The sequence below is a fragment of the Anabaena sp. UHCC 0187 genome, from assembly GCF_009712035.1.
Lineage (GTDB): Bacteria > Cyanobacteriota > Cyanobacteriia > Cyanobacteriales > Nostocaceae > Dolichospermum.
Map to the genome: position 1 here is coordinate 83,093 of NZ_VILB01000005.1, position 25,028 is coordinate 108,120.

Here is a 25,028-nt window from a genome sequence, read left to right on the forward strand (position 1 = left end):
AAAATGGAAATATTTATCAATGAGGTGTCTCTAGAGGGTCAGTATCTTAACGAAGCAGAATTTCGAGATGCAGTGAAAACGTTCACTGCTATTTTTGTGTTAATTAATGAAAAAATTCAAGATAAGAAGCTTTACAAAGAAGAAAGTGATAGAATTAACATCTATGAAGCAATTAGAGATTCTAATTTTCCTACCAGTCTTAATCAACTTAAAGACAAATCTTTGAAAACAGCTTTTATGAACATAGTTTTTAATAAATCAAATCCCCAAAAATGGCGTATAGAAAAACTACATTCTCCAGAAGATTTATTTGATTGTTTAATTAGTGATGATAATTATAAAGATGTGAGTGATACTTCATTAGCTGAAGTTACAGAACGAAAATTAAAAAGTCCTGACAGTAAATATTTACTAATTAATTTTCCAAATTCTAGTTTTAGAATGGAACATCCTGATATCAGACACAATTGTTTAATCACTATTATTAAAAATAATGATGAAATCAATCTGATATGTTTAGATGCTATAGACAGTAAATTAGCTCTGGAATGTTGGTTAGAAGAGAAACTTAATTTAAGTCAATTAGAATATTCTTTTGATAGCACAAAATTACCAACGGATAAACAGACAATTTTACGAGATACTACAAGATTTAAAAAAACAGCAAATAAATGTCAGGGAAGATCCATTTATATTGAATTGACTACAGGCAGATATTGGTATGTAGATAATTTACATAAGAGTAACCCGCATTTAGAAGTTTTTGATAAAACAGGTAAAAATCATCTTGGAGAAGCTGATTTAGACGGAAATATTAATTATTCTAAAAGCGATTCAGATAAAATTATAGATGTTTAGATGTAACATATATCTTAAATCCTGATTCTGACAGTTAATTTAGGAAATAATTATCTTGATAAATAAAAACCTTATATATATGGGCGCACACTTTCCCACACTTACCATAAGCATACCCAAAACTCGAAACACTGTCAAGCCCCCTAGCTGAAATCACCAAAACTCGTTCAATTATTGATAAAATTCTCAATAATAATGAGAATAGACCCCCCATAATTGAGAAAGTTCTTTTTTCCCAAAATCCCATACAAATAACTTATACCCTCTCCGTGACTCTGCGCCTCTGCGAGAGAAAAAATCCGTATTTCCACAGGGACAGGCAAGAAGCCCATCCCACAAACTAACTAACTTTGAGCAATACCTTCTTCCCGTGCAGCTTGTTGGACAGCAGCAGCCACAGCAGTAGCCACACGCTTATCAAACACAGAAGGGATAATATGTTCCCGATTCAAATCAGAAGGCTTAACCAAAGAAGCGATCGCACTGGCAGCTTCCAAACACATATTAGTAGTAATCGTATTAGCCCGACAATCTAAAGCCCCACGAAACACCCCAGGAAACGCCAGGACGTTATTGATTTGGTTGGGGTAGTCACTCCGACCCGTAGCCATAACAGTGACGTTTTTAGGAACTAATTCTGGTTGAATTTCGGGAATGGGATTAGCCATTGCAAACACAATTGCATCCTTCGTCATCCCTTGTACCATTTCTGGTGTTAAAACTCCCGGTGCGCTGACACCAATGAAGACATCTGCACCTTGAACCGCACCCGCCAAAGTTCCTTGGGCTTTAACAGCAAATTCCAGCTTTTCAGGAGTTAAATCGGTGCGATTACTGGAAATAATTCCCTGAGAGTCGCACATTAAAATGGTTTCTGCACCAGCTTTGCGAAGTAACCGAGCGATCGCAATCCCAGCCGCACCAGCACCATTAATGACAATGCGGATATCTGCAATGGATTTTTGCACAAGTTTCAGAGAATTAAATAATGCTGCCAAGGTGACAATGGCTGTACCATGTTGGTCATCATGGAAAATGGGGATATTTAATTCTGCACGGAGTCTTTTTTCGATTTCAAAACAACGGGGGGCTGCGATATCTTCCAAATTCACACCACCAAAGACAGGGGCGATATTTTTGACAGCTTTGACAATCTCATCTGTATCTTGAGTATCCAGGCAGATGGGAAAAGCATCAAGTCCAGCAAATTCCTTAAACAGCATGGCTTTCCCTTCCATCACAGGTAAAGCGGCTTCTGGACCCAAATTACCTAAACCTAAAACCGCACTACCATCAGTAACAATGGCGACAGTATTGCTTTTGATGGTCAGATTATACACTTCCTCTGGATTTTCAGCGATCGCTTTACAAATCCGACCAACTCCTGGAGTGTAAGCCATGGCTAAATCAGAAACACTTTTGAGGGGAATTCTGCTGACAATACTGATTTTGCCACCGCGATGTAAATTAAAGGTACGATCATAGACATCAATTACCTTAATATCTGGTAATTCTTTTACTGCTTGCACAATGGTTTCCGCGTGTTCCGTACTAGCCGCATCAACTGTAATATCACGGATAGATTCTTGACGGGTTTGTTCAATTAAATCAATTTGTCCAAGATTACCACCAGTTGCAGCGATCGCTTGGGTAACAGATGCTAACATCCCCACCCGGTTGGGAATCTGTAACCGCAGGGTAACACTAAAACTAGAATTAGGAGTAAGATTTTTCATGGTGCTAATCTCTATTATGAACTACCCCATCTTACTTCGTTGAAGATGGGGTTTCTACATCCCCATCAGTAAGTTGAGATTTTTGACGTTTCACACGACCTAGTTGCTTCATACTTCCAGCATTCTTGCGTTTGCTAGTGTTTGAAGTAGAGCTAGAATCATCTACGTCTGAGAGGCTAGTTCCTAACCCCTGTAAATTATTTGAGTGCCAAAGTAGCATGACTTCTGCGGCGGCGATATCGCGCTGTTGAGTATACCCGCAGTTATGGCAAATATGAGTTCTTTCGGCTAAACTCTTCTTTTCTTGATTTCCGCATTTTGGACAGGTTTGAGATGGTTTCACTTTGCGAGTAGGTACTTCTATAAACAAGCCACCAATGTCCGATAATTTCGCTTTTAGAGCGTCTTTTATCATCCCCATCCCCACATCAAGAATTGATTTATTTAACCCAGCTTTTTGTTTTTTACGTTTACCTTTTTTAGCTTTGGCACTCATGTTTTTGACTTCTAGTTTTTCAGTGACTACCGTGCTATTACCGCTGATTATTCGTGTAGTTTCCTGGTGAACAAAGTTCTGTCTTTGGTTAGAAACTTTTCTCGAAAGTTTACTACCTAATTTTTGAACTTTCTTCCACCTTCTAGAAGCCTTAACTTTCTTTTTGAAATTGGGAGAACGTTTCCGACGTTTAGCTTTTCCCAACTGTTTATTTTTTTGTTCTGCTTTTCGGAAAAACCGAGGTGCAGGTACTAAACCATTATCCTCACCGTTTGTCCAAGCAATTGCATCATTACAACCTAAATCAATTGCAATAACACCATTATCAGTTTTGCGGCTATTCTTTAACAAAGTATCATCAATCTCCAAGACAATGGAAGCATACCATTTACCATGACGGTTAACGATATCTAAAGCTTTATGATGTCCCCAAAGTCTAGCTTTACCCCGCATTTGAATTTGACCAATCTTTGATAATTCTAAATAGCCGTTATCCCCTGTACTGTGTACTTTCCAGCCTGTAAAAGATGGGTAAGTCCAACCAGAATAATGACGAATTGACTTGAATATAGGGTACTTTCCTAGTCCCTTAAAAAACCTTTGAAAAGCAAAATCAACCCGTTTTAATGTGGCTTGTAATGCTTGGGAATTTATTTCTTTATATTCTATCCAGACTTCTTTGAAATCCGGTAAACAGTTCTGTTGTTCAAAGTAAGAAACAGATTTACCAAACTTTTTATATGAAGTAATACGGTTAGATACAGCAGCGTTATACAAATCTTTGTGAAGTTTGCGGTGATAGTGCAACATTTCATTGACTTGCCTATTGGGATATAGTCTAAAAGTTGCTCTACGTAGCGCCATTGATAATTACCTCTCATTCACTTTCTTAACTTTAGACCGGGGAGTGTCAAATTGTATTGCTACGGAAAATTTTATTTTCACAAAAAAACCGTGTCATCCAAATTAATCAGATTTTAAGAATTATTGACCGCCGATAAACGCCGATAAATATGGATGAATTCAGGAATTTTCTCATTTTAAGCAGTATAAGTACCTGGACTGTTATGGTGTTGGCGATAAGTTACCGAAAAAGTCATAATGATCTAATGCTTCTAAGATACCCCAGGCATAGTTTCCTTGGGCAAAGTAAATCTGTGGTAAGCCTCGCAGTTTTTCAATTTCTTGGCTATGATTTCCGACTACGACGGCTAAAGTATTACCTGCTAACATGGATTCATCATTACCTGAAGCCCCTGCTACTAAAAAGCGGTGAACTGGTAAGCCCCATTTTAAAGCTGCATAACGAATAGCATCTCCTTTGGAAGCGCGAATAGGCACTAAGTCAAGATACATATTATGGCTGTAAACTCCTTTGACGTGGAGGCCATGTTGACGCAGACGACGGATTATTTCTCGGACACTAGGTGATTTGGCCTCATCAACAAAATAGCTAATCTTAAATTTGCCTTGAGCATCGGCAGATTGCAATTCAACTCCCGGTATATCCTGCATGACTTTGCGAATTTCTGACCGTCGCCAATTATACGCAATGTGTCTTTGCCAACTCGTATCTGTAACTATCTGCGGACCATAGTAAATAGAACTTCCTGCTGATGTGATTAGTAAATCTGGCATGGGGAAACGCCATTCTTCTAACAGACTTAAGGTACTTTTAAGACTGCGTCCTGTGGCAATACCGACTCCAGTTGTATTACCTTCATTACGAATTCTCTGAATTAACTTTTCTAAAGCTTCTTGATCACCTAATAGGGTATTATCAATTTCGCACACCAGAAACCGATCAGCCGTTGGGAGGTGATTGGTATCCGGTATATTCCAATCTGGATGTTCAACTGCGGGAGATTCGCGCAAAGGACTGAGGAGAGATTGCACTCGTCTTTGGGGAAATAAACTGACCTTCTCTAAATATTTTTCTACATGACTATTCCAAGAGAAATATTTACGGACATTAGTTAATCCATTTTCAGACCATTCTTGCCATTGTTTTTTATCTGTGAGAGCTATTCGTAAGGCATTTTGAATATCTTCAATATTCAAAGGATCAATCAATAACCCGTTCTGACAAGCCGCTAAAATATCCCTTGGACCCCCATCCGCAGTCGCAATAATCGGCACACCACAGGCACTAGCCTCAATCAATGTGAGTCCAAATGGTTCGGTCAGGGCTGGGTTAATAAACACCCCTTGGGTTTTTGCTGTTAGCCTGTATAAATCTGGCACATCATCAGCATTATGGTGTTTAGGATAAGCAATATGACCATAAAGATCATACCGATCTATTAATTGCAATATCTCCATAAATACCTGACGCGGTCCCGATTCCATCGTCATGATGTCTTCCCGCTTTCCTAGTATCAGTACCAGGTTAGCCAATTTTCGCATTTCGGGATCTTCACCGTAAGCTTTAATTAAACTACTGACATTTTTCCGAATAGCTGGGCGAGAAATCGCCATAATCATCGGCTTTTGCGGGTCTTTGAGAAACTTATCTAATTCTTTTTGAATCGGTGGGGTTGGCCAATTATCAGCAGCCGGGTAAAAACGCTCTAAGGTGACACCTGGGGGAATGACGACCATGCGTTCCGGTTGATACTGGTCGTAAACGCCGTACTGATCTTCAACTTCTTGATGAGTGCTGGCTATGACTAAGGCTGCACTACCTAGGGTAATTTCTTCGGCTTCGATTCTGGTACTGATATGAAAATTCTCTTCAATGGTTTTCTGTTTAGTACCATGCTCTAATAATCTTTGTTGTTTAATCCGTCCCAGGGAGTGACCCGTATGGACTAGAGGTATACCTAACCAACCTGCAACCCGAGAACCTACGTATCCGGCATCAGCGTAATGAGTATGAATGATATTGGGAATTTTGCCAACTTTGCGAATGTGCCTGAGTAATTCGTCTGCAAAGGTATCTAAATGTGGCCAAAGAACTTCTTTGCGGAGGTAGCGTTTAGGTCCACAGGCAATACGAATAATTTGGGCTTTATCTGAGAGAATTTCTACTGGTTGAGCATAGTCTGGGCTAACTTTTGGGTCATTTACCAACCGTGTTACTAGGTCAACTCTTTCTACTTGGGGATTTTTCGCTAATGTGCAAGCAAGTTCAACTGCATATTTTGTTTGTCCACCAGTGTCTGCATCTCTTCCTAATTCTAGATTATGACCACGGATTAAACCATGAACGCTGACGAGCAAAATGTACAACCCTGAGTTGTTTGACACAGTGCTGATTCCTCCATAATTGACTGGCATTGACAATCCCCACTCTCAAGAGACGGAGATTCTAAATTCATTTTAACAACACGGGAAAGTACCTACCTTAATCCACTCATAGGGTGGGGAGGTATACGATAAGATTATCTGGTTTTGACCAGGCTGCTAGTACACAATGGCGTAAGTTAACTAACTAACCATTAAAAATGCACAAACCCCAAAAATGAAGCTTGTGCATTTTTAATTATAAGATGGGCGAGGAGGGATTCGAACCCCCGACACCGTGGTTCGTAGCCACGTGCTCTAGTCCACTGAGCTACACACCCTTGACTCACGAATTTTATAATAGCACACACTTTCCCAATGACGCAAGATATTTTTTCAAATTCTTTTTCATTAACTCATCTGGATGCCCAGGGAGAAGCTCAAATGGTTGATGTATCAGGCAAAGTAGCCACTATTCGCCAAGCGGTGGCGACTGGGAAGGTGCGAATGTTACCTGAGACTTTCGCTGCTATTCAAGCCGGCAACACTCCCAAAGGTGATGTTTTGGCAACTGCGAGGTTAGCGGGAATCATGGCTGCTAAACAGACAGCGAATTTAATTCCTCTCTGTCACCCCTTACCTTTGCAGAAAATTACTGTGGAAATTATCCCCGATGCCCAACTACCTGGTTATCAAATTGATGCCACTGTCAAAACCAAAGCGGAAACTGGGGTAGAGATGGAAGCTTTAACAGCGGTATCTATTGCGGCTTTAACTTTATACGATATGGCTAAAGCGTTAGAAAAATCAATTCAGATTGAGGCGATTTATTTAGTCAGTAAGACAGGGGGGAAATCTGGAGATTGGGGATAATTGACACAGGACTAGTACCGCAGGGCGGAATTAAAAATTAAAAATTAAAAAAGCAGATTGTATAAGCTTTTCAGAGATTTTTAATGGTTGGTTGATTTACGCCGTTGTGTACTAGAATATTAGGATAGTGTGAACTTACAGTTTTCTCTTAATATTTTGTAAAAATTGAAATCCCAACCATGGCAAGTATATAATAATTCAGGCAATATTCAAGGTTTAAATGATGTCTATTGGTCAAGTAATGCCGTGTAGGCATTGCGACGGTAGCGGTAAGTGTAACTGTGAGGAATGTCAGAAAAAAGCAAACACTAGTTCTTATGGTACTGTTAAATCTTCTGCTTGTGAAGGATGGGGTTATAATTGGATTGGTCCACAAATCGTATATCTCCCTCCTGACACGAATAGGTAATAGATCAAATCTAGGTGAGAGAAAATGAGGGGAATTTTGCATGGAATTTGAGTGGAATCCAAACAAAGCGGAGTTAAATTTTAAGAAGCATGGTGTTTCTTTCCCAGAAGCCGCAACCACTTTTCATGACCCATTATCTGTCACCTTTCCTGATCCTGACCACTCCATTGGAGAAAGTCGCTACGTTATTATTGGAATATCTAGATTTGGACAAATTTTAGTTGTTGCCCACACTGATAGAGAAGACAAGATCAGAATTATCACTGCTCGAAAAGCCACCCGACAGGAGAGGAAGTTTTATGAAGAAGGAAGTTGAGAACGAAATGGAAGATGAGTTACGTCCTGAGTATGACTTCGCTCAAATGCAGCGAGGTGTTAGAGGTAAATATGTTGAGCGATATCGGACTGGGACAAATTTAGTGCTTTTAGATCCCGATATTGCCCAAGCTTTCCCCAATGATGACGCGGTGAATGACGCTTTGAGATTATTAATCCAAATCGCCCAGCGTCAGCAATCCCAGACTGCGGTACAGAGGAAAGAATAGCAAAAGTAACAAATAAATAAAATACTTTACAAGGAGACTTTACTCAAAAACTACCGTTCTATTTCCATAAACTAAAACGCGATTTTGTAAATGCAATCTTACCGCCCTAGCTAAGACAATTCTTTCTAAATCTTTACCTTTTCTAATTAAATCATTCACCTCATCTCGATGACTTACCCGCACTACATCCTGTTCAATAATCGGCCCTGCATCTAAGTCAGCCGTAGCATAATGGGCTGTTGCACCAATAATTTTTACCCCTCTCTCAAAGGCACGATGATAGGGATTAGCACCAATAAATGCAGGTAAAAATGAATGATGAATATTAATAATTTGCGGGAATTTTTCAATAAAATCCGCGCTAACTATTTGCATATATTTTGCTAATACGACTAAATTAATTTTGTATTTATGCAATAATTCTAGTTGTTTAGCTTCCTGTTCTTCTTTATTTTCTTTAGTGATGGGTAGGTAATGGTAATCAATGCCAAATTGTTCAACTACTGGCTGTAAATCGGGATGATTACTCATAATTAAAGGAATTTCTGCATGAAATTCTTTAGCGTGATATCTCCAAATTAAATCAAACAAACAATGATCTTGACGACTTACCCAAATAGCAATGCGGGGAAGAGTATCAGAAAAGTGTAATTCCCATTTTGCATTTAAAGGTTGGGCAATGGCATTAAAAGCAGCAGCAATTAAATCTTTGGGTAAATTAAATCCTTTTAATTGCCATTCTATGCGATTCAGAAATAATCCAGCTTCAAAATCTGTATGTTGATCTGCATGGGTAATATTACCACCATTAGCATAGATGAAATTCGCAAATTTTGCTACTAATCCCCGTTGATCTGGGCAAGAAATTAATAAGGTTGCTGTTTGTTTTGTCATGAAATTTTTGCTGTTTTAAGTTATCTAAATAAACGTTCGTGTAGCGCGTACCACAGAGGCACAGAGAACACAGAGAGAGGAGATTTTATTATTTTGTTTTTGTAGGTGTTGGTGTTGGTTTAGGAAGGCTAGGCAATGGTTCTACATCAATTTTTTCTGTTGTTTGTTTCCATTCTGATATGTCTCGATTAACTGCATTCACAAAATCTTTGGAAACTAATAATAAGTTCAGATTCTGATTACCATCAACTTGAGCATATAAAAACTGATTATTAAAATCACCTTTCCCTAAAATCAATTGATGACTTTGTTGATTTTTCAGTTTAACATCAATGCTTGCTACAGGTTTATCTAAACCAAATTCTGATAATTCGGTTGGTGAAACTGATAATGTTCTTTCACTTTTACCCTCAACCAATAAATCCATTAAGTAAGAAACTATTGCATCATTTGCTAGTGCTGATATGGGAGATTTGATTTCCCATTCAGGTTTTTCAGATGTATTCCTTTTTTCTAGTTGTAATGTTGTATCTTTGATTTTAATTGTTAAAGATTGAACATTATCAGCGGTAAAAGAGAAAATTTTCTGTTTTTGGGCTTTGATTTCTGTTTGCTGATTTTTTCCTTTGATTTCATGAAAGTAAACAAAACTCCCTAAACCCAGAGTTAAAAGTATTAAAATTAAAGTCGTTTTTGGCAATTTCATATGAAAAATTAATTAACAAAACTATCTAATTAGTGAGAAATTAAAACCGCTTCTCGCCATTTTTGGACTGAGTTAATCATATAGATGCGATTGCTATATTTTAACATTTCTACTGTAATAATTTCTTCTCTAATTTTACCTTTATCAAGTAAAGCACTACGAAAAGTCCCTGGTAACAAACCGCATTTTACTGAAGGTGTCAGCAATTCTCCATTCAACTCTACCACAATGTTACCAATACAGGTTTCTGTGATTTCGCCTCTTTCATTCCATAATAAAACATCATCACAATCAGGAAAAGCGGCTTTTGCTATTTCATAAACTTGGCGATTAGTCGTTTTATGATACAAGAATATATTACTAGAGTCAACAGGTGTGCTACATAAGCCTAGTTTGATCATTTTCTGATTATTTACAGCCGATAAAGCTATGGTTTGACATACAATTTCACCATCAGAATCTAACAATAGTCTTATTTTATAATCTTGATTTAAAAATGATTCTGTTAATTGATGAAGTTGAGCTATTATGCTATTTATATCAATATGAAAATCAAAGTAAATTGCTGAATCCTGTAACCGTTGTAAATGATAATCTAAAATAAAATAACCATCATCAGGTTGCCATAATATTGTTTCTAAAAGTGAAAAATCTGGTTGATTGAGGGTGAGAACTTGGGCTTTTATTTGACATTCTTGATATTCATCACTACTCACAGAATCCCAAACAATTCCCCCTCCAACTCCATACTCTGCTTGATTATTTTCTTGATCAATTAACACAGTCCGAATAGCCACATTAAATTGAGCTTGACGTTGGGGACTAATAAAACCAATACATCCAGTATAAATGCGGCGTGGTGTATTTTCCAACTCCCGAATAATTTGCATAGTCCGGGTTTTAGGTGCGCCGGTAATAGAAGCACAGGGAAATAATGCCCCCATAATTTCACTTATGGAAGCTGTAGTTGTGGCTGTAACAGTAGATGTCATTTGCCAAACTGTGGGATATTTTTCGACATTAAATAAACTGGGAACTTTGACAGTATTAATATTAGCCACTCTTCCCATATCATTGCGAATCATATCCACAATCATTACATTTTCAGCGCGATTTTTTTCGGAAAGATGTAGTTGATTAGCAATATCATGATCTGTTACTAATGTTAAACCTCTGGCTGCTGTTCCTTTCATGGGAAGAGAAGTTAACTGATTATCATCAAGACGAAAAAATAGTTCAGGAGAAGCGGAACAAATAGCAAAGTTATCAATATCAACATAAGCCCCATAATCGGCTTTTTGGGCTTGCACTAATTTGAGAAATAATTCCCAAGCATTGCCACTAAAGGGCGCATTTAGGCGTAAGGTGTAATTTACTTGATAAGTTTCCCCCAAAGCAATATATTCTTTAATCTTACTAATGGCTTGATGATATTCTGCTTCACTGACTGAAGGTGTCCAATTGAGTTGATATTCTGTAGGTAAAGTTGGTTTTGGTAACTCAATAATTTCTGGTTTCTGATATAATCCAAACCAAAGTAAGGGAAATGAACAGGGAGAATGGGTTTTTAGTACAGAATCAAAAGCTGTTGAGGCTTCATAACTAATAAAACCTGCCCCATACATTTGATGTTTGTCAATCAAATCATTCACAAGTTGCAATTTGGGAACAACTTGATCAATACTATCAGCCCTGATAATTTCATCAGGATTTTGAAAACAAAGCCACTGCTTTAATTTAGCATCGTGAATTACTAACTGATTTTTCATCGGCGTTTCCACCAAATCAGAAAACCTGCCCCCAATCCAATTAAAGGTAATAAAAATATAGCAGATATTGTTAACAAGTTAGCTTGAAGAGTTGATATCACAATCCGGCGATTTTTTGGTTCTTTGGGACGAATTGAGAGAAGTTGTTGATCCTGTTGAGTTAACCAACTAACTGAATTGAGAAATACATCTCCATTTAATTGTTGTTCAAATAAACCATCAACGGCAAAGTTTGAGTTTCCAAATACTACTAATCGGGATTCTTTAGCAGTAGTTTGAGAAGTTGCTGGAATTGGTGAATTTGTAGGAGTTGGTGAATTTGTGGGAATTGGTGAATTTGTAGGAGTTGGTGAAGTTGTAGGAATTGGTGAATTTGTGGGAATTGGTGAATTTGTGGGAATTGGTGAATTTGTGGGAGTTGGTGAAGTTGTAGGAGTTGGTGAAGTTGTAGGAGTTGGTGAATTTGTGGGAGTTGGAATTGATAACTTTCTAGTTAATGCTACTCCTAAAGTTAAAGGTCCTTTTAAATCTTTACCTTCATTAAATTCTAATTTTTCACTTTTTTGATCACTTTCTGCCCAACTGCTAGGATAAGGTTTGGTTTTTAATAAAGCCATAGACTCAATACCAGGAACAGGATCAATTTCCAGCGGACGAGTTAAGGGATATACAGAAATATTGTTAGCAAAATCCTTAGTAATAGGATGTTGTCCATATTCTGTGACTAGAATAGCAGCCGGGCCAAGTTGCAAATTTGCCCCAGAAGTATCAATGGCCAAACGATTATCTAAACGCACACCCCAATCTTTTAAAATGGGGTCTATTTTCGGGTTGGTGTTGGGATTAATCATCAATAATAAGTTACCACCCCGATTAAGATAATTCTGTAAAGCTGTAACTTCCCCCGTCAATAATTCTCTTTGGGGTCCAGCTACAACTAAAACATCAGCATCATCGGGAACTTGCGGCTGTTCTGCTAAATTTAAAGCTGATGTGGTAAAGTTTTTATCAGTTAATCCCTGAATTGCTTGAGATATTGCCCCTTTACTCGCGGAAAGTGGGTGTTCCCCATGACCTTGCAGAAAGTAAACTTTAGCAGTTTTGGAACTAGTAATTTGTTGTAACCGATTAGTTAATTTTATTTCTGATAGCCGTTCATTTTCACTAATTAACTGGACTAATTGCCGTTTATTTTGAAATTCTAAATAAACTTCACCATAATCTTTGACACCAAATTTTTCTGCTAATCCTGGTCTTAATTGAGGATCAACATAGGCAAATTTAAATTGGTTATTTTGACGATGATAGTTATCTAATAATTCCCGATCTTGAGGATTTTGTTCTCTACTAAATAACCAAACTTTCATTGTTTCCGGTAAATTATTCACTAATTCCCTTGATTGAGGGGATAAAGTAAATAATTGACTATCTGTTAAATCTAGACGCAGGTGGTAGCGAATACCTAAAAAGTTAATTAACCCTAAGATAATTAATACTGATAAAGTTGCAACTAAGGCATTAGTACCCGATTGGGTAGAACGCTTTTGCCACCATTTACTTTGTTGACTTTTTACTACCACCCATAAAACACAAATTATCAACCCTATTATTGTCAATGATAAAGGAATTATTCCCCATTTTTCTGATATTAATCCAACGGTTAAACCAGCCGCTAAACAGAATGGCCCTAGCCAAAATACAAGTTTCCCAAGTTTATTTTTTTTCATTATTTATTATGTAAATGTATCTAACCACAGAGGCACAGAGGACACAGAGGTAAGAGGTTAAGGAGGAATTTTTTTAGCAAAGTTTTTCCTGGCTTTGAAAAAAATGCCGGGGTTAACTTCTACTTTTATTGACGTTGAAAGCGCAGTGCATCAATTGATTGGGCTGTGAGAAAAATACCTAAGATAATGTAACTGGCGAATAAAATCAAGCCGCTAGTATCAAAAATTCCTTGAATTAAGGTGTTGTAATGTTTGAGAAGGGATAAATGACTTACGGCTTCACCAATTGGACCAGGAATGGTTTTGGCAATTAAATCAATGAATAACAGCAAAATAACCACGGCAAAGGTGAGGACAGCCGCTAAAATTGTACTGTCTGTTAATGAGGAAATAAACATTCCTAATGATAAAATTGCTGCTGCTAGTAAGATTAATCCTAAATGACCAAGTAAGGGAATTGTCGGTGATATGGGCGGATTGGAACTAGATAAAGCGATCGCTTCTAACCCGATTAATGGCAAAACCATTGTTAAGAAAAATGTTAATACTCCTAATAATTTGCCTACGGCTACAGCCCAGTTGGTAACTGGTGATGTGGCTAATAGTTCTAAAGTTCCTCGCTTCCTTTCTTCGGCATAGAGTCCCATGGAGAGAATAGGTAATACAAATAACATTAACCAGCCCATTCTATCTAAAAATGCTCGCACAAATTCATAAGGAACATCTATTGATGGGGAGGGGACTCCAAATTGTTGCCCTTGTAAATCATAGCCAGAAACTGTGACTAAAATTCCTTCTGGCCCCAATAAAATCATCACGAAAAATAAACCTGCTAAAAACCAAAATGCACTGGCTATTCCATAGGCTAAGGGCGATATAAAATAACTCTGTAGTTCTCGACGATAAATGGCAATAATATTGGCGATAACTATACCCATTTATGCAGCTTCTCCTTCTTCAATTTCTGATTTGATATCTGTGGTGGTTTCTGATTCTGCAATTTCTGAATTTATTCCTGTAGAGAAATTCTTTTCTGCTGTAGTTAATTCTAAGAAAACATCTTCTAATGTGGCATTAATCCGACGCATTTCATATAAACCAAAGCCAGCCCGAATTAAAGCCGAAGCAATCTCTTTTCCTGGTTCTTTTCCTGGTTGTAATATTACCCGTAGGTAGGTATGATTTTCTGATAAGTGCTGATGGTTAGGTATGGATTCTACTAAACTCACACCGGATATTTTTTGCAGCATTTGTTTAGCTAAAGGTGCTTCCCCTGTAATTTCTAATTCGTATCCTGCCCCACCTGTTAATTGTGTCATCAAATTTTCTGGGGTGTTAGTTGCAACTATTTGTCCTCGATTAATAATGGCAACTCGGCTACAGGTCATGCTGACTTCTGGGAGAATATGAGTAGAGAGAATTATGGTGTGTGTTCCTGCTAAACTTTTAATTAAGTTCCGCACTTCCGTAATTTGCCGGGGATCAAGTCCAACTGTCGGTTCATCAAGAATAATCGCTGGGGGATCATGAACGATTGCTTGGGCAATCCCTACTCTTTGACGATAGCCTTTAGAAAGTTTGCGAATAATGACTTGGCGTTTATCTTGTAAGTTGCAGCGGTTGATGGCTGCTGTGACTTTTGTGGGGCGATCGCCTGAAGAAACTCCCTTAATCCTGGCTACAAAGTGCAAAAATCCTTCTACAGTCATCTCTGGATATAACGGCGGCGTTTCCGGTAAATAGCCAATCCGCTGCCGCACCAAAAGAGAATTATCGTGGACATCATAACCTGCAATCTTGGCTGTCCCACTACTGGCAGGTAAATAACCGGCTAAAATTCGCATGGTTGTGGTTTTACCAGCACCATTGGGACCCAAAAACCCCAAAATTTCCCCAGGTTCAACGCTAAAGGTAACATCAGTAATTGCTGTTGTCGAACCATAAATTTTACTAAGATGCTCAACTTCAATCATTTGCCCAATTATAATAATACCCAAACAATCTTAGCTAAAGAATTGGTAATTGGTAATAGATAATTGGTAATGGGTAATTTCTTCATGGGTAATTGGTAATGAAAATTACTTTCTATTCCCGATTGTCTCTTGTCCTGATCAGTAAGTTATCTACATAAATTTGTATTACGCGCCCATTATTGTATAGTATGTTATGTATTGTAAGTATATAACTGTATTTTATGTGTTATAAAAATTACACAAAAGAAAATGTAATTAAAGTTAGCTAACATTTTGCTCAGTCAAGAGAATAGTTAGGAATTTTTCAGGGTATACTAGCTGCATAATCTGTAAAATAATTAGTTCACCTGATCATCTGAAATAATTGAAAATAGTAATAATTGAGAATATAGTAAAAGTTTTGTATAACCTATTCAAATACATAAAATTTTAAGGAAGAGGCATGGTAGGAAATGAGAAGGAAAAAATCCGCCATTTATTAGTTGTCCAAGATCCACAGGGACAGCGCACTCTTCCCTTGCTAGAGGCAACTTATTCTCTAGGAAGGGACTTAAGGAACGCTATTGTTCTCCATTCTCGGTCTGTCTCTAGGCAGCACGCGATTTTGCTAAGAGTAACAATTCCTAATACTGACCAATATGGTTTTCGGATTATTGATGGTAATTTTCAGGGAAAAAGAAGCACCAACGGTTTATTTGTGAATGGACATAAATGCCTTGCCCATAATCTCCAAAATGGAGATGTGATTGCTTTTGGTAATAATAATACTCAAGCTAAATACTATATAATTACTAACCTCTCGGAGCAAGCCTTTTCTGACTCTTGTGAAGCTGATGAATTATCTGATTTCCTTGCAGGCAAAATTAATGTTAACTCTCCTTTTGATACATCTATTATCCATGACAATAACTTTGAAGCTGCTAGTGATGTAGCTTTAGCCCGTCTAGCTTCTTTTCCAGAACTGATTCCCAATCCCATTATTGAAATGAATTTAGAGGGGAAAGTCACATATCTAAATCCGGCAGCAGCAGCGAAATTTCCCAACTTAAGACAGATAGCTCAAGAACACCCAATTTTGGCACAATTGTTAAAAGCTGTTGAGAATCAAAAACAAAATTCCTTTGTGCGGGAAGTCACAGTTGGTGATGAAATTTTTGAACAATCTGTGCATTATTTACCTGAAAGTGATTTAATTAGAACTTTTATTATTAGAGAAGTTACAGAACAAAAAAAAGCTGAAATAGAACTACAACAACGTGATCGTCTATTACAAGGAATAGCTGAAGCAGCTAATTATTTATTAGCAGAAATGAACTATGAAATAGCTATCGAAAAAGCACTGGCAGCATTAGGACAAGCTACCAATGTGGAACGAGTCTATCTATTTCAAAATCATCCCCATCCACTTACAGGGGAAATATCCGTAAGTATGCGGTTTGAATGGATTAAATCCGGTGCGGAAACCTCCCACTATCATTGGCAAAATCAGTCTTATCAAACCTCTGGACTAGAACGTTGGTATAACACACTCTCTCAGGGTGAAACTATTAGCGGTATTACCCAACTATTTCCGACTACAGAGAAAGAACTGCTCATGGGAGATCAGATTAAATCGCTCCTGCTTGTACCTCTGAGATTAGAGGCAGAATTTTGGGGTTGCTTGGGTTTAATTGAATGTACCTTAGAACGTCTTTGGTCAAAACATGAAGAATCTAGCCTTTTAACCATGGCCGCTAGTATTAGTGGCGCTCGTCAACGTCAGCAAGTAGAGGAAAAGATTCGTTATCAGGCTATGCACGATTTACTGACTGGACTACCTAATCGTTTACAATTCAACGATATGCTTAACCGCAGTATCCAAAAAGTAAATCAGAAAGAGGAAATCATTGCGGTTATGTTTCTGGATCTGGATCGCTTTAAAATAATTAATGATACTTTAGGGCATACAGTCGGAGATGAATTATTAAAAATCGTTGCCCAAAGACTCAAAGATACAATTAGAGCGGGAGATGTTGTGGCTCGTTGGGGCGGTGATGAATTCACTATTTTATTACGACAATTACCTGAAATTCAACCCATTATTCAAATAGCTCAAAATATTCTCCAGACTTTAGAAAGTGCCTTTTATGTCCACGGACATGAACTTTATATTAGTTCCAGTATTGGCATAGCTCTCTTAGGTAAAGATAGTCCTGATGTCGAAACTCTCATTCAACACGCAGATGCAGCTTTATATTACGCCAAAGACGAAGGCAGAAATAACTACCAATTTTATAAAGAGTCTCTCAGTAAAAAAAATCCAGAACTATTGAAGTTAGAAAAAAGTCTCCGTCATGCCCTAGAACGAGAAGAATTCATCCTCTATTATCAGCCTCGTGTTAATATTATCACGGGCAAAATTACAGGCATGGAGGCTTTATTGCGTTGGTATCATCCAGAAATGGGGATAGTTTCTCCCACTGTTTTTATTCCTCTGGCGGAGGAAAGTGGCTTAATTATCTCTATTGGTGAATGGGTTTTACGCCAAGCTTGTCAGCAAAATAAAATTTGGCAAGATGCGGGATATCCATCCATCACAATTGCCGTTAATCTTTCTCCTAAGCAGTTTCGCCAACCTAAGTTAGTAGAAATATTAACCGATATTTTAACGGTAACTCAATTAGAACCAAAATTTTTAGAATTAGAGATTACGGAAACCACAGCGATTTTGGATATCAACTTCACTACAACTGCACTACGTAGTTTAGAACAAATGGGTTTACTTCTAGCCATTGATGATTTTGGCACAGGTTATTCTTCTCTTTCTCGCTTACAAGTGCTACCATTTCATAACCTCAAAATTGATCGTTCTTTTATTAAAGAACTCACCACAGATGAAAAAGTCGCTCACATCATCCAAGCTATAGTTACCTTGGGACGATCTTTAGGATTGACGTTAATTGCTGAAGGTGTTGAAAAGCCCGCAGAGTTAGAGTTTTTACGCTCAATTAACTGTGATGATGTTCAAGGATTTCTTTTATATCGTCCACTATCTGTTGACCAAGCTACAGAAGTTTTGAAAAATGAAACATGAAGAAGGAGTCAGGAGTCAGGAGTAAAACTAGCTTGGTGTATGGTGTATGGCTTTAAATTTAGATTCTGTACCTCATTGATATGCAATCTGCTGTAAGTTTTTTGTAATTTTTAACTTTTAATTGATTTATTCTCAATCCCAAAAAAACTAAAATTAGTGAGAAGATAACATCGTATCGAACAAATAAAATTATGAGAGTTTGGCTTGGATGTTTTTTTGTCCTATTTGCTTTGGCGGAGTTTTTTAAGTGGTTGCAAGGTTTTTCTGTCCCATTGCCCATATATATTTTAGGGGGGGCATTATTAGCAGTTGCCTCTAACTATGAGAAGATTTTTCCTTCTTACTTCAGTAATACTCCTGTTATCACCCCTGGGGAAGTACCGAAGTTAGAATCAGCAGTAAACTCAACTCCGATTTCTTTATCAATATCTACCCCGGTATCGGATATTGAAGAATCTTCAAGCAATTACAGGCATTTCTCCCCAAGAACTTAAAATTAATTCCCTGACAGGCAATTTTATCACTAATTTAGCTGCAATTTGTAGATAAGATGGTTTGTTCCCATTTTAGCGATCGCTATCAATCAGCTACAGCAGTGTTTCATGATTTGAAATTCTTCGTCATAGGTAATTAGTAAAACTTTTTGCCTATTTTCTACATAAACATAATATGTATAAATTGCATAATCAAACAAGTGACTTTGCAAGTATCACCCACACAAAAGATAAGATTTTTGTTAAGCTTACTGCAAAATTAAAAGTTAAGTAGCTTTTAAGACAGAAAAAAGTAACAAATATTACGAATTGTATTTAATTAAGACCAAAATCGTAGATGTAGAGGAAAGAAAATAAATGTTCAAAAAAGTCGTCATCATTGGGTGTTTAACCCTATTTATGTTGGTAGGCTTATTAACAGGAAATGCCTTTGCAGCAGCTTCGGCTGCTGCACCCCTTCCTGATACGGGAGATACAGCATTTATGCTGATTTCTTCAGCCCTGGTATTGCTGATGACACCTGGATTAGCATTCTTTTATGGTGGGTTTGTGCGATCGCACAATATTCTCAACACATTGATGATGAGTTTTGTGTTGATGGCCATTGTCGGAGTCACCTGGGTGCTTTGGGGTTATAGCCTTTCCTTTGCCCCTGGCTTGCCTTTCATCGGTGGTTTACAGTGGCTAGGGTTAAATGGGGTCGGCTTAGAGACAACAGGCTATCTGCAAGGTTCAGCCCCTGCGGAAGTTGTTTCCTATGCCCCGACAATTCCCCATCAAGCATTCATGATCTATCAAGCTATGTTTGCAATTATTACCCCAGCCTTAATTTCGGGAGCGATCGCCGAACGGATGAGTTTCCGTGCCTATTGCCTATTTGTAGTGCTGTGGTCAACTTTCATCTATACACCTCTAGCACACATGGTTTGGGCAAAGGGAGGATTTTTAGGGTTAGCTGGTGGGATAGGTGCTTTAGACTTTGCTGGTGGGACCGTAGTGCATATTAGTTCTGGGGTTTCGGCATTAGTAGCAGCAATTGTCCTCGGTCCAAGAAAAAACTATCCAGATCGTCTTAGTCCTCCCCACAATGTCCCCTTTATTCTGTTAGGTGCTGGCTTACTTTGGTTTGGTTGGTTCGGTTTTAATGCTGGTAGCGCCTTATCCGCAGGAACAGTAGCCACAGTAGCCTTTGTTGCTACCAATACATCAGCCGCCGCCGGGGCATTAATGTGGTTAATTTTAGAAGCCACATTGCGAGGAAAACCTACCGCAGTAGGCGCAGCCACAGGTGCAGTAGCTGGTTTAGTTGGGATCACCCCAGCCGCCGGCTTTGTTACACCTCTATCAGCAATTTTAATCGGTTTCATTACTTCCGTTGTCTGCTTCTATGCTGTCAGTTTTAAGCACAAGTTGCGGGTTGATGATGCCTTGGACACCTATCCCGTCCACGGTGTTGGTGGGACAATAGGCGCGATTTTAACAGCTATCTTTGCCACAGTTGAAGTTAATAGCAGCGGTAAAGATGGGGTATTGCGCGGTAACTTCGGTGAATTATTTGTGGAACTAGGCGCGATCGCCATAGCCTATACCATTGCTGGTGTGGGGACTTGGATCATTCTCAAAATTATTGCAGCTACAGTTGGTTTACGAGTCCCAGATCAAACAGAAGATCAAGGCTTGGATATCAATGAACACGGGGAAGAAGGTTATAACTCCGAGTTTGCTGATCGTATTTCTAACAAGTAAAAGGCAGGGGTTTAGGGGTGTGGGGTTGTAGGGGTGTAGGGGCAATATTTTCATGCCTTTACCAATTACCAATTACCCATGACCAGATTTACAATTAAGTTTAATATCGGTCATTTTTATTAGTCGTGTCTAATCGTGTAAAAACCTTTCCTGCTTGGGGATTCTTCGCACTGTTAACTAACGTTATCCTAATGTTAGCGGTCATCTTATTGATTTGGCGACAGCACAAACTAACCCCTGTGTTAGCAACCACAGCTATCCCAAATCCCCCAGAACCAGTTAATCTCAACTGGAAAAATCAATATGTACAACCAGAGTTAGGCCCCCGTCATAAACTCAGTTATCCCCAATGGTTGGATATCCTCAAGCAAGAAGCTAAAATAACTGCCCAGAAAAATCCCCAGCGATTAACCATACTAGCGGGAGATTCTCTGAGTTTATGGTTTCCACCGGAGTTATTACCTGAAGATAGAACTTGGCTAAATCAGGGAATTTCTGGGGAAGTTAGTAATGGATTATTGCAAAGATTAGATTTCTTTGATCGCACCCAACCAGAGATGATTTTCGTTATGGTGGGCATTAATGATCTGATTCGGGGGCTAGATGATCAGGAAATTTTAGCTAATTATCGGCAAATTATTAGTTATCTGCGAAAAAAACAGCCCCAAGCAGAAATTGTCGTTCAGTCAATTTTGCCCCATGGTGTCGAGGGCATAACTTGGGAAGGAAAAGAAAAACTCCTAGCTATTTCTAATCCTCGGATTCGCAAATTGAATGAGGAACTGAATCAGATTGCTACGGAAAAAGGTGCGAGATATCTGAACTTACATCCCCTGTTCACTGATAAACAGGGTAATCTTCGTTCAGATTTTACCACCGACGGTTTACATCTGAGTCCCCCAGGTTATCTAGTTTGGCGGACTGCTTTGCAAATGTATACTAGCCAAAAAGTAGTACCCCAATCTTCCCCGTCTCCTCAACCACCAAAGGTAAACTCAGGAAATAGGATATAAATTAAAATTTTCCATCTAAATCGCCTCCAAGCACGAGAAAATCAAAAATAGTAATTTTAGTGGTCAATTCCAAATGGATACAAAAGCTTTTAAACGCAGCCTCCAACATTCAGCCAATTACAATCGTAAGGGCTTTGGTCATCAAGCGGAAGTTGCCACCCAGTTACAGTCTGAGTTTCAGAGTAACTTAATTCAGGAAATCCGCGATCGCAATTACACTCTCAAACGTGGTAATGTCACCATTCAATTAGCTCAAGCATTTGGCTTTTGTTGGGGTGTAGAACGGGCTGTAGCCATGGCTTATGAAACTCGTCAGCATTTCCCTACAGAACACATTTGGATTACTAACGAAATTATTCACAATCCATCTGTGAATAAACGAATGCAAGAAATGCAAGTAGAATTTATTCCCGTCATTGACAAAGTAAAAGACTTTTCTGTTGTTGGTAGCGGTGATGTGGTGATTTTACCAGCCTTTGGTGCCAGTGTTCAAGAAATGCAAATCTTGAATGATAAAGGTTGCCAAATTGTTGATACTACCTGTCCTTGGGTATCTAAAGTTTGGAACACTGTAGAAAAGCACAAAAAAGGTGATTACACTTCAATTATTCACGGAAAATACAAGCATGAAGAAACTGTTGCTACCAGTTCCTTCGCTGGGAAATATTTGATTGTTCTGAATTTGAAAGAAGCAGAATATGTGATTAACTATATTCTCAATGGTGGCAATCGTGAGGAATTTTTAACCAAGTTTGCTAAAGCTTGTTCTGCGGGATTTGATCCTGATCAAGATTTACAACGGGTAGGGATTGCTAACCAAACAACTATGCTCAAAGATGAAACCGAAAAAATCGGAAAAATGCTAGAGCGTACCATGATGCAGAAATATGGGACAGCAGAGTTAAATCAGCATTTTCAAAATTTCAATACCATCTGTGATGCTACCCAAGAACGTCAAGATGCTATGTTGGAATTAGTGGAAGAAAAGGTAGATTTAATGATAGTTATTGGTGGGTTTAATTCATCGAATACTACTCAATTACAACAAATTGCTTTTGATCGTGATATTCCTTCCTATCACATTGATTGTGTTGAACGTATCCAATCAATTAATAACATTGAACATCGGCGATTAACAGGGGATTTAGTAATTACAGAAAACTGGCTACCAGCAGGAGAAATTAAAGTTGGTGTTACTTCTGGTGCTTCAACACCAGATAAGGTAGTTGAAGAGATAATCGAGAAAATTTTTGCCCTCAAAGCAACAGCAGCTTTAATTTAAGTTCATGTTGTAGTTTGTTTATTTACCCCTCTTTTATTAGCAAGAGGGGTTGGATTTATTCATTTTTCAATTACTCTCAGGTGTGGGTGTTTCTGTGGGTGTTTCCGTCGGAGTTGGTTCTTCCGTTGGTGTTTCTGTAGGTGTAGGTTCTGGTGCTGGGGGATTTTCTGCGGTGACAGTTAATTGATAATCTACCGGTTCTGAGGCTGTAGAAACAATAACAAATTCATAAAATCCTGTTTCTGGTAATGTTTTGGATAGACTCCGTTCTTGAGAATCTTCTAAAAATACGATTTTCCCAGAAGGAGAATAAATTGATAATAAAAGTTTTGCATTTGCTTCTAGCTTAACTTCCATATTTTGGTCTTTAGCTAGTCCAGCAATGAAAACTTTACCTCTTCCTGGTTGTAGACTTCCATTAACTGTTTTACCCGTAGCACCTTCAGGAAAAACTATTCTTGTAAATGCACTTTTGGAAAGAATAGCGTTAAGCTGATCATTTACAAATGCGTACCAAACTTGTCCGATGGGTTGTTTGATAAAATCTTTACCTTTTTGCTCAGGGAATTCACGCAAAAAAGCTGCATCACCTAAATGATATAAAGAACGGCTACCAACGTTGATTTTATTGACTGCGACTTTCCAGCGATCACGTTCTGCAAAAGTGTAGTTTCCCAGTTGACGACGGGATTCAGAACTGATTGCTGATAGCTTTTCTAGGACTTGGGCGGCGGTTTTATCCCATTCTGCTCGTAAACTTTCATCTTCTGGATTATCGCTAAGAATACGTCCCTTTAAACTGGGATCTTTTTCCCGAAAGACTTGGTTTACCAGTGCAACATAAAATTTATAATTTATACCTAAGTTTTCACGGCTATCGCTCAATTTTTGTTTGCGTTGTTTTTCCTCTGGTGAAAAATTAACTGCGGGTTTTTCTATTTCTGTGCTACTCGGACTAGATGTAATTGTCGGGTTACTCGCATTTAAATTCTGACTGCGGTTTTTGAATCCCCACGCAAGTAAGCCCAGACTGGTAAATAAAGCCAAAGTCATAATGAAGACATTTGTTCCTGTCCAAATACTTGGTTTTGGTTTTGCAGGATTGGCAGTAATCACAGGTTCAGAAACTGGGATTTGGGGGGGAGAAAAAGCGACAGTTGCAGATGTGGGGGGTTGAGTTTGCGGATATTGCGGATAGTTAACAGGTTGGGTTTTTGGGGGATTCAGGGCTTGGAGAAGTTGACTAACTGTTTGATAGCGATCGCTGGCAATTGGTGATAACATTTTATCTATAATTTGTCCAAATGCAGGACTGAGGATCACTTCCTTCCGCCATTGCCAACTCAGATTATAAGTATCAATTAATTCCTGGGGTTGTTTACCTGTCAGTAAAACTAACATCGTGACAGCTAAAGCATATAAGTCGCTGTGGGTAGACACCACACCAGTTTGCATTTGTTCTGGGGGTGCAAATCCTATTTTTCCCAACAAAGTGCCATTGCTAGGAGGTGTCATTGCCCCTGTTTGGTAATATTGAGAAGCGACAGTTGCGGCTACTTGTTTAACTCCCCCAAAGTCAATTAACACAGGTAATTTATCACCATTACGAAGCATTAAATTATCAGGAGAAATATCCCGATGAATTACACCTAAAGAGTGAATATATTCCAGAACTGGTAAAATTTGCTGTAATAGTTGGTGGATTTCTGCTTCTGTAAATTTTAAACCCCGTTGTTGACGACTATTTAATAAAGAATTATAAGTTTCACCATCTACATAATCTTGAACTAAAAATAGACTTTCTTTACCTTGTAAATTGAGGCGTAATAGTTCCCGAAACCGAGGAATTTGGGGATGTTGTAATTTATAAAGAACACTTGCTTCTCGCTGAAAAAGTTCTTCAGCTTTTTGGACAACATAAGGAGTTTGTACTTGGGGAGAAAATTCTTTTAAAACACAAGCTTCTCGAAAGCGGTTAATATCTTCAGCTAAATAAGTTCGTCCAAATCCTCCTTGGCCAATTTGCCGAATAATAGCATAGCGATCGCCTAAAGTTTGTCCTGGTTGAATACCCTGATTTACAGATGTCGGTATATTGGCAATTTTCTCTCCACATTGGAGACAAAACTTACTACCAGACGGATTTTGATGCCCTTGAGAACAATAAAGATTAGTCATTTGTCATTTGTCAGTTGTCAGTTGTTAGTTG

18 protein-coding genes and 1 tRNA gene are annotated in these 25,028 nt (G+C 38.3%); 8 read left to right on the forward strand and 11 right to left on the reverse strand.

Features of this window, described 5'->3' with window-relative positions; translation table 11 throughout:
* Positions 1-3: 3 nt before the first annotated feature.
* Positions 4-858 carry a hypothetical protein gene (locus FJR11_RS23390; protein WP_217358210.1) on the forward strand — a complete coding sequence of 285 codons (855 nt, stop codon included), beginning with the start codon at positions 4-6 and terminating at the stop codon, positions 856-858.
* A gap of 344 nt (positions 859-1,202) precedes the next feature.
* Here the strand turns inward: FJR11_RS23390 and FJR11_RS05065 are convergent, their stop codons facing one another.
* From FJR11_RS05065 to FJR11_RS05080, 4 genes are all read right to left on the reverse strand, one after another.
* A complete protein-coding gene (locus tag FJR11_RS05065; RefSeq protein WP_168502628.1) occupies positions 1,203-2,594 on the reverse strand; it encodes a malic enzyme-like NAD(P)-binding protein in 1,392 nt (463 codons plus the stop codon).
* Between the two features lie 31 nt (positions 2,595-2,625).
* On the reverse strand, positions 2,626-3,954 hold the full coding sequence (locus FJR11_RS05070) for an RNA-guided endonuclease TnpB family protein (protein ID WP_168502629.1): 1,329 nt from the start codon (positions 3,952-3,954) through the stop codon (positions 2,626-2,628).
* A 201-nt stretch (positions 3,955-4,155) separates the two neighbouring features.
* Positions 4,156-6,339 carry an HAD-IIB family hydrolase gene (locus tag FJR11_RS05075; protein WP_168502630.1) on the reverse strand — a complete coding sequence of 728 codons (2,184 nt, stop codon included), beginning with the start codon at positions 6,337-6,339 and terminating at the stop codon, positions 4,156-4,158.
* A 243-nt stretch (positions 6,340-6,582) separates the two neighbouring features.
* A tRNA-Arg gene (locus tag FJR11_RS05080) sits at positions 6,583-6,656 on the reverse strand.
* Between the two features lie 37 nt (positions 6,657-6,693).
* Between FJR11_RS05080 and moaC the strand changes: the two genes are divergently transcribed.
* The 3 genes from moaC to FJR11_RS05095 all read left to right on the forward strand — a co-directional run bounded on the left by moaC (position 6,694) and on the right by FJR11_RS05095 (position 8,142).
* Positions 6,694-7,188, forward strand: coding sequence for a cyclic pyranopterin monophosphate synthase MoaC (gene moaC / locus FJR11_RS05085; protein WP_168502631.1), 495 nt, complete (start codon positions 6,694-6,696; stop codon positions 7,186-7,188).
* A 449-nt stretch (positions 7,189-7,637) separates the two neighbouring features.
* Positions 7,638-7,913: a BrnT family toxin gene (locus FJR11_RS05090; RefSeq protein WP_168502632.1), complete on the forward strand. Its 276-nt coding sequence runs from the start codon at positions 7,638-7,640 to the stop codon at positions 7,911-7,913.
* Positions 7,897-8,142, forward strand: a complete 246-nt coding sequence (locus FJR11_RS05095; RefSeq protein WP_168502633.1) for a hypothetical protein — start codon at positions 7,897-7,899, stop codon at positions 8,140-8,142. The genes FJR11_RS05090 and FJR11_RS05095 overlap by 17 nt, the downstream gene beginning before the upstream one ends.
* 39 nt (positions 8,143-8,181) lie before the next feature.
* On the opposite strand, the gene purU is transcribed toward FJR11_RS05095, so the two are convergent.
* The 6 genes from purU to FJR11_RS05125 form a co-directional block, all read right to left on the reverse strand.
* Entirely contained in the window at positions 8,182-9,036 is an 855-nt protein-coding gene (purU, locus tag FJR11_RS05100; protein ID WP_168502634.1) for a formyltetrahydrofolate deformylase, read from the reverse strand.
* Between the two features lie 88 nt (positions 9,037-9,124).
* A complete protein-coding gene (locus FJR11_RS05105) occupies positions 9,125-9,742 on the reverse strand; it encodes a DUF4340 domain-containing protein (RefSeq protein ID WP_168502635.1) in 618 nt (205 codons plus the stop codon).
* 29 nt (positions 9,743-9,771) lie between these two features.
* Positions 9,772-11,511 (reverse strand): aminodeoxychorismate synthase component I, encoded by a 1,740-nt coding sequence (gene pabB, locus FJR11_RS05110; RefSeq protein WP_168502636.1) that lies wholly within the window; start codon positions 11,509-11,511, stop codon positions 9,772-9,774.
* Positions 11,508-13,238 (reverse strand): Gldg family protein, encoded by a 1,731-nt coding sequence (locus FJR11_RS05115; protein ID WP_168502637.1) that lies wholly within the window; start codon positions 13,236-13,238, stop codon positions 11,508-11,510. The genes pabB and FJR11_RS05115 overlap by 4 nt, the downstream gene beginning before the upstream one ends.
* Positions 13,239-13,363: 125 nt before the next feature.
* Positions 13,364-14,176, reverse strand: coding sequence for an ABC transporter permease (locus FJR11_RS05120; RefSeq protein WP_168502638.1), 813 nt, complete (start codon positions 14,174-14,176; stop codon positions 13,364-13,366).
* Positions 14,177-15,211 (reverse strand): ABC transporter ATP-binding protein, encoded by a 1,035-nt coding sequence (locus FJR11_RS05125; RefSeq protein ID WP_168502639.1) that lies wholly within the window; start codon positions 15,209-15,211, stop codon positions 14,177-14,179.
* A 442-nt stretch (positions 15,212-15,653) separates the two neighbouring features.
* On the opposite strand from FJR11_RS05125, the gene FJR11_RS05130 reads away from it, so the two are divergent.
* From FJR11_RS05130 to FJR11_RS05150, 4 genes are all read left to right on the forward strand, one after another.
* Entirely contained in the window at positions 15,654-18,284 is a 2,631-nt protein-coding gene (locus FJR11_RS05130; RefSeq protein ID WP_168502640.1) for an EAL domain-containing protein, read from the forward strand.
* A gap of 851 nt (positions 18,285-19,135) precedes the next feature.
* On the forward strand, positions 19,136-20,524 hold the full coding sequence (locus tag FJR11_RS05140; RefSeq protein WP_168502642.1) for an ammonium transporter: 1,389 nt from the start codon (positions 19,136-19,138) through the stop codon (positions 20,522-20,524).
* Positions 20,525-20,649: 125 nt separating this feature from the next.
* Entirely contained in the window at positions 20,650-21,537 is an 888-nt protein-coding gene (locus FJR11_RS05145; RefSeq protein ID WP_168502643.1) for an SGNH/GDSL hydrolase family protein, read from the forward strand.
* 73 nt (positions 21,538-21,610) lie between these two features.
* Entirely contained in the window at positions 21,611-22,819 is a 1,209-nt protein-coding gene (locus tag FJR11_RS05150) for a 4-hydroxy-3-methylbut-2-enyl diphosphate reductase (protein ID WP_168502644.1), read from the forward strand.
* 66 nt (positions 22,820-22,885) lie between these two features.
* Here the strand turns inward: FJR11_RS05150 and FJR11_RS05155 are convergent, their stop codons facing one another.
* A complete protein-coding gene (locus tag FJR11_RS05155; protein WP_168502645.1) occupies positions 22,886-24,997 on the reverse strand; it encodes a serine/threonine-protein kinase in 2,112 nt (703 codons plus the stop codon).
* Positions 24,998-25,028: the final 31 nt, after the last annotated feature.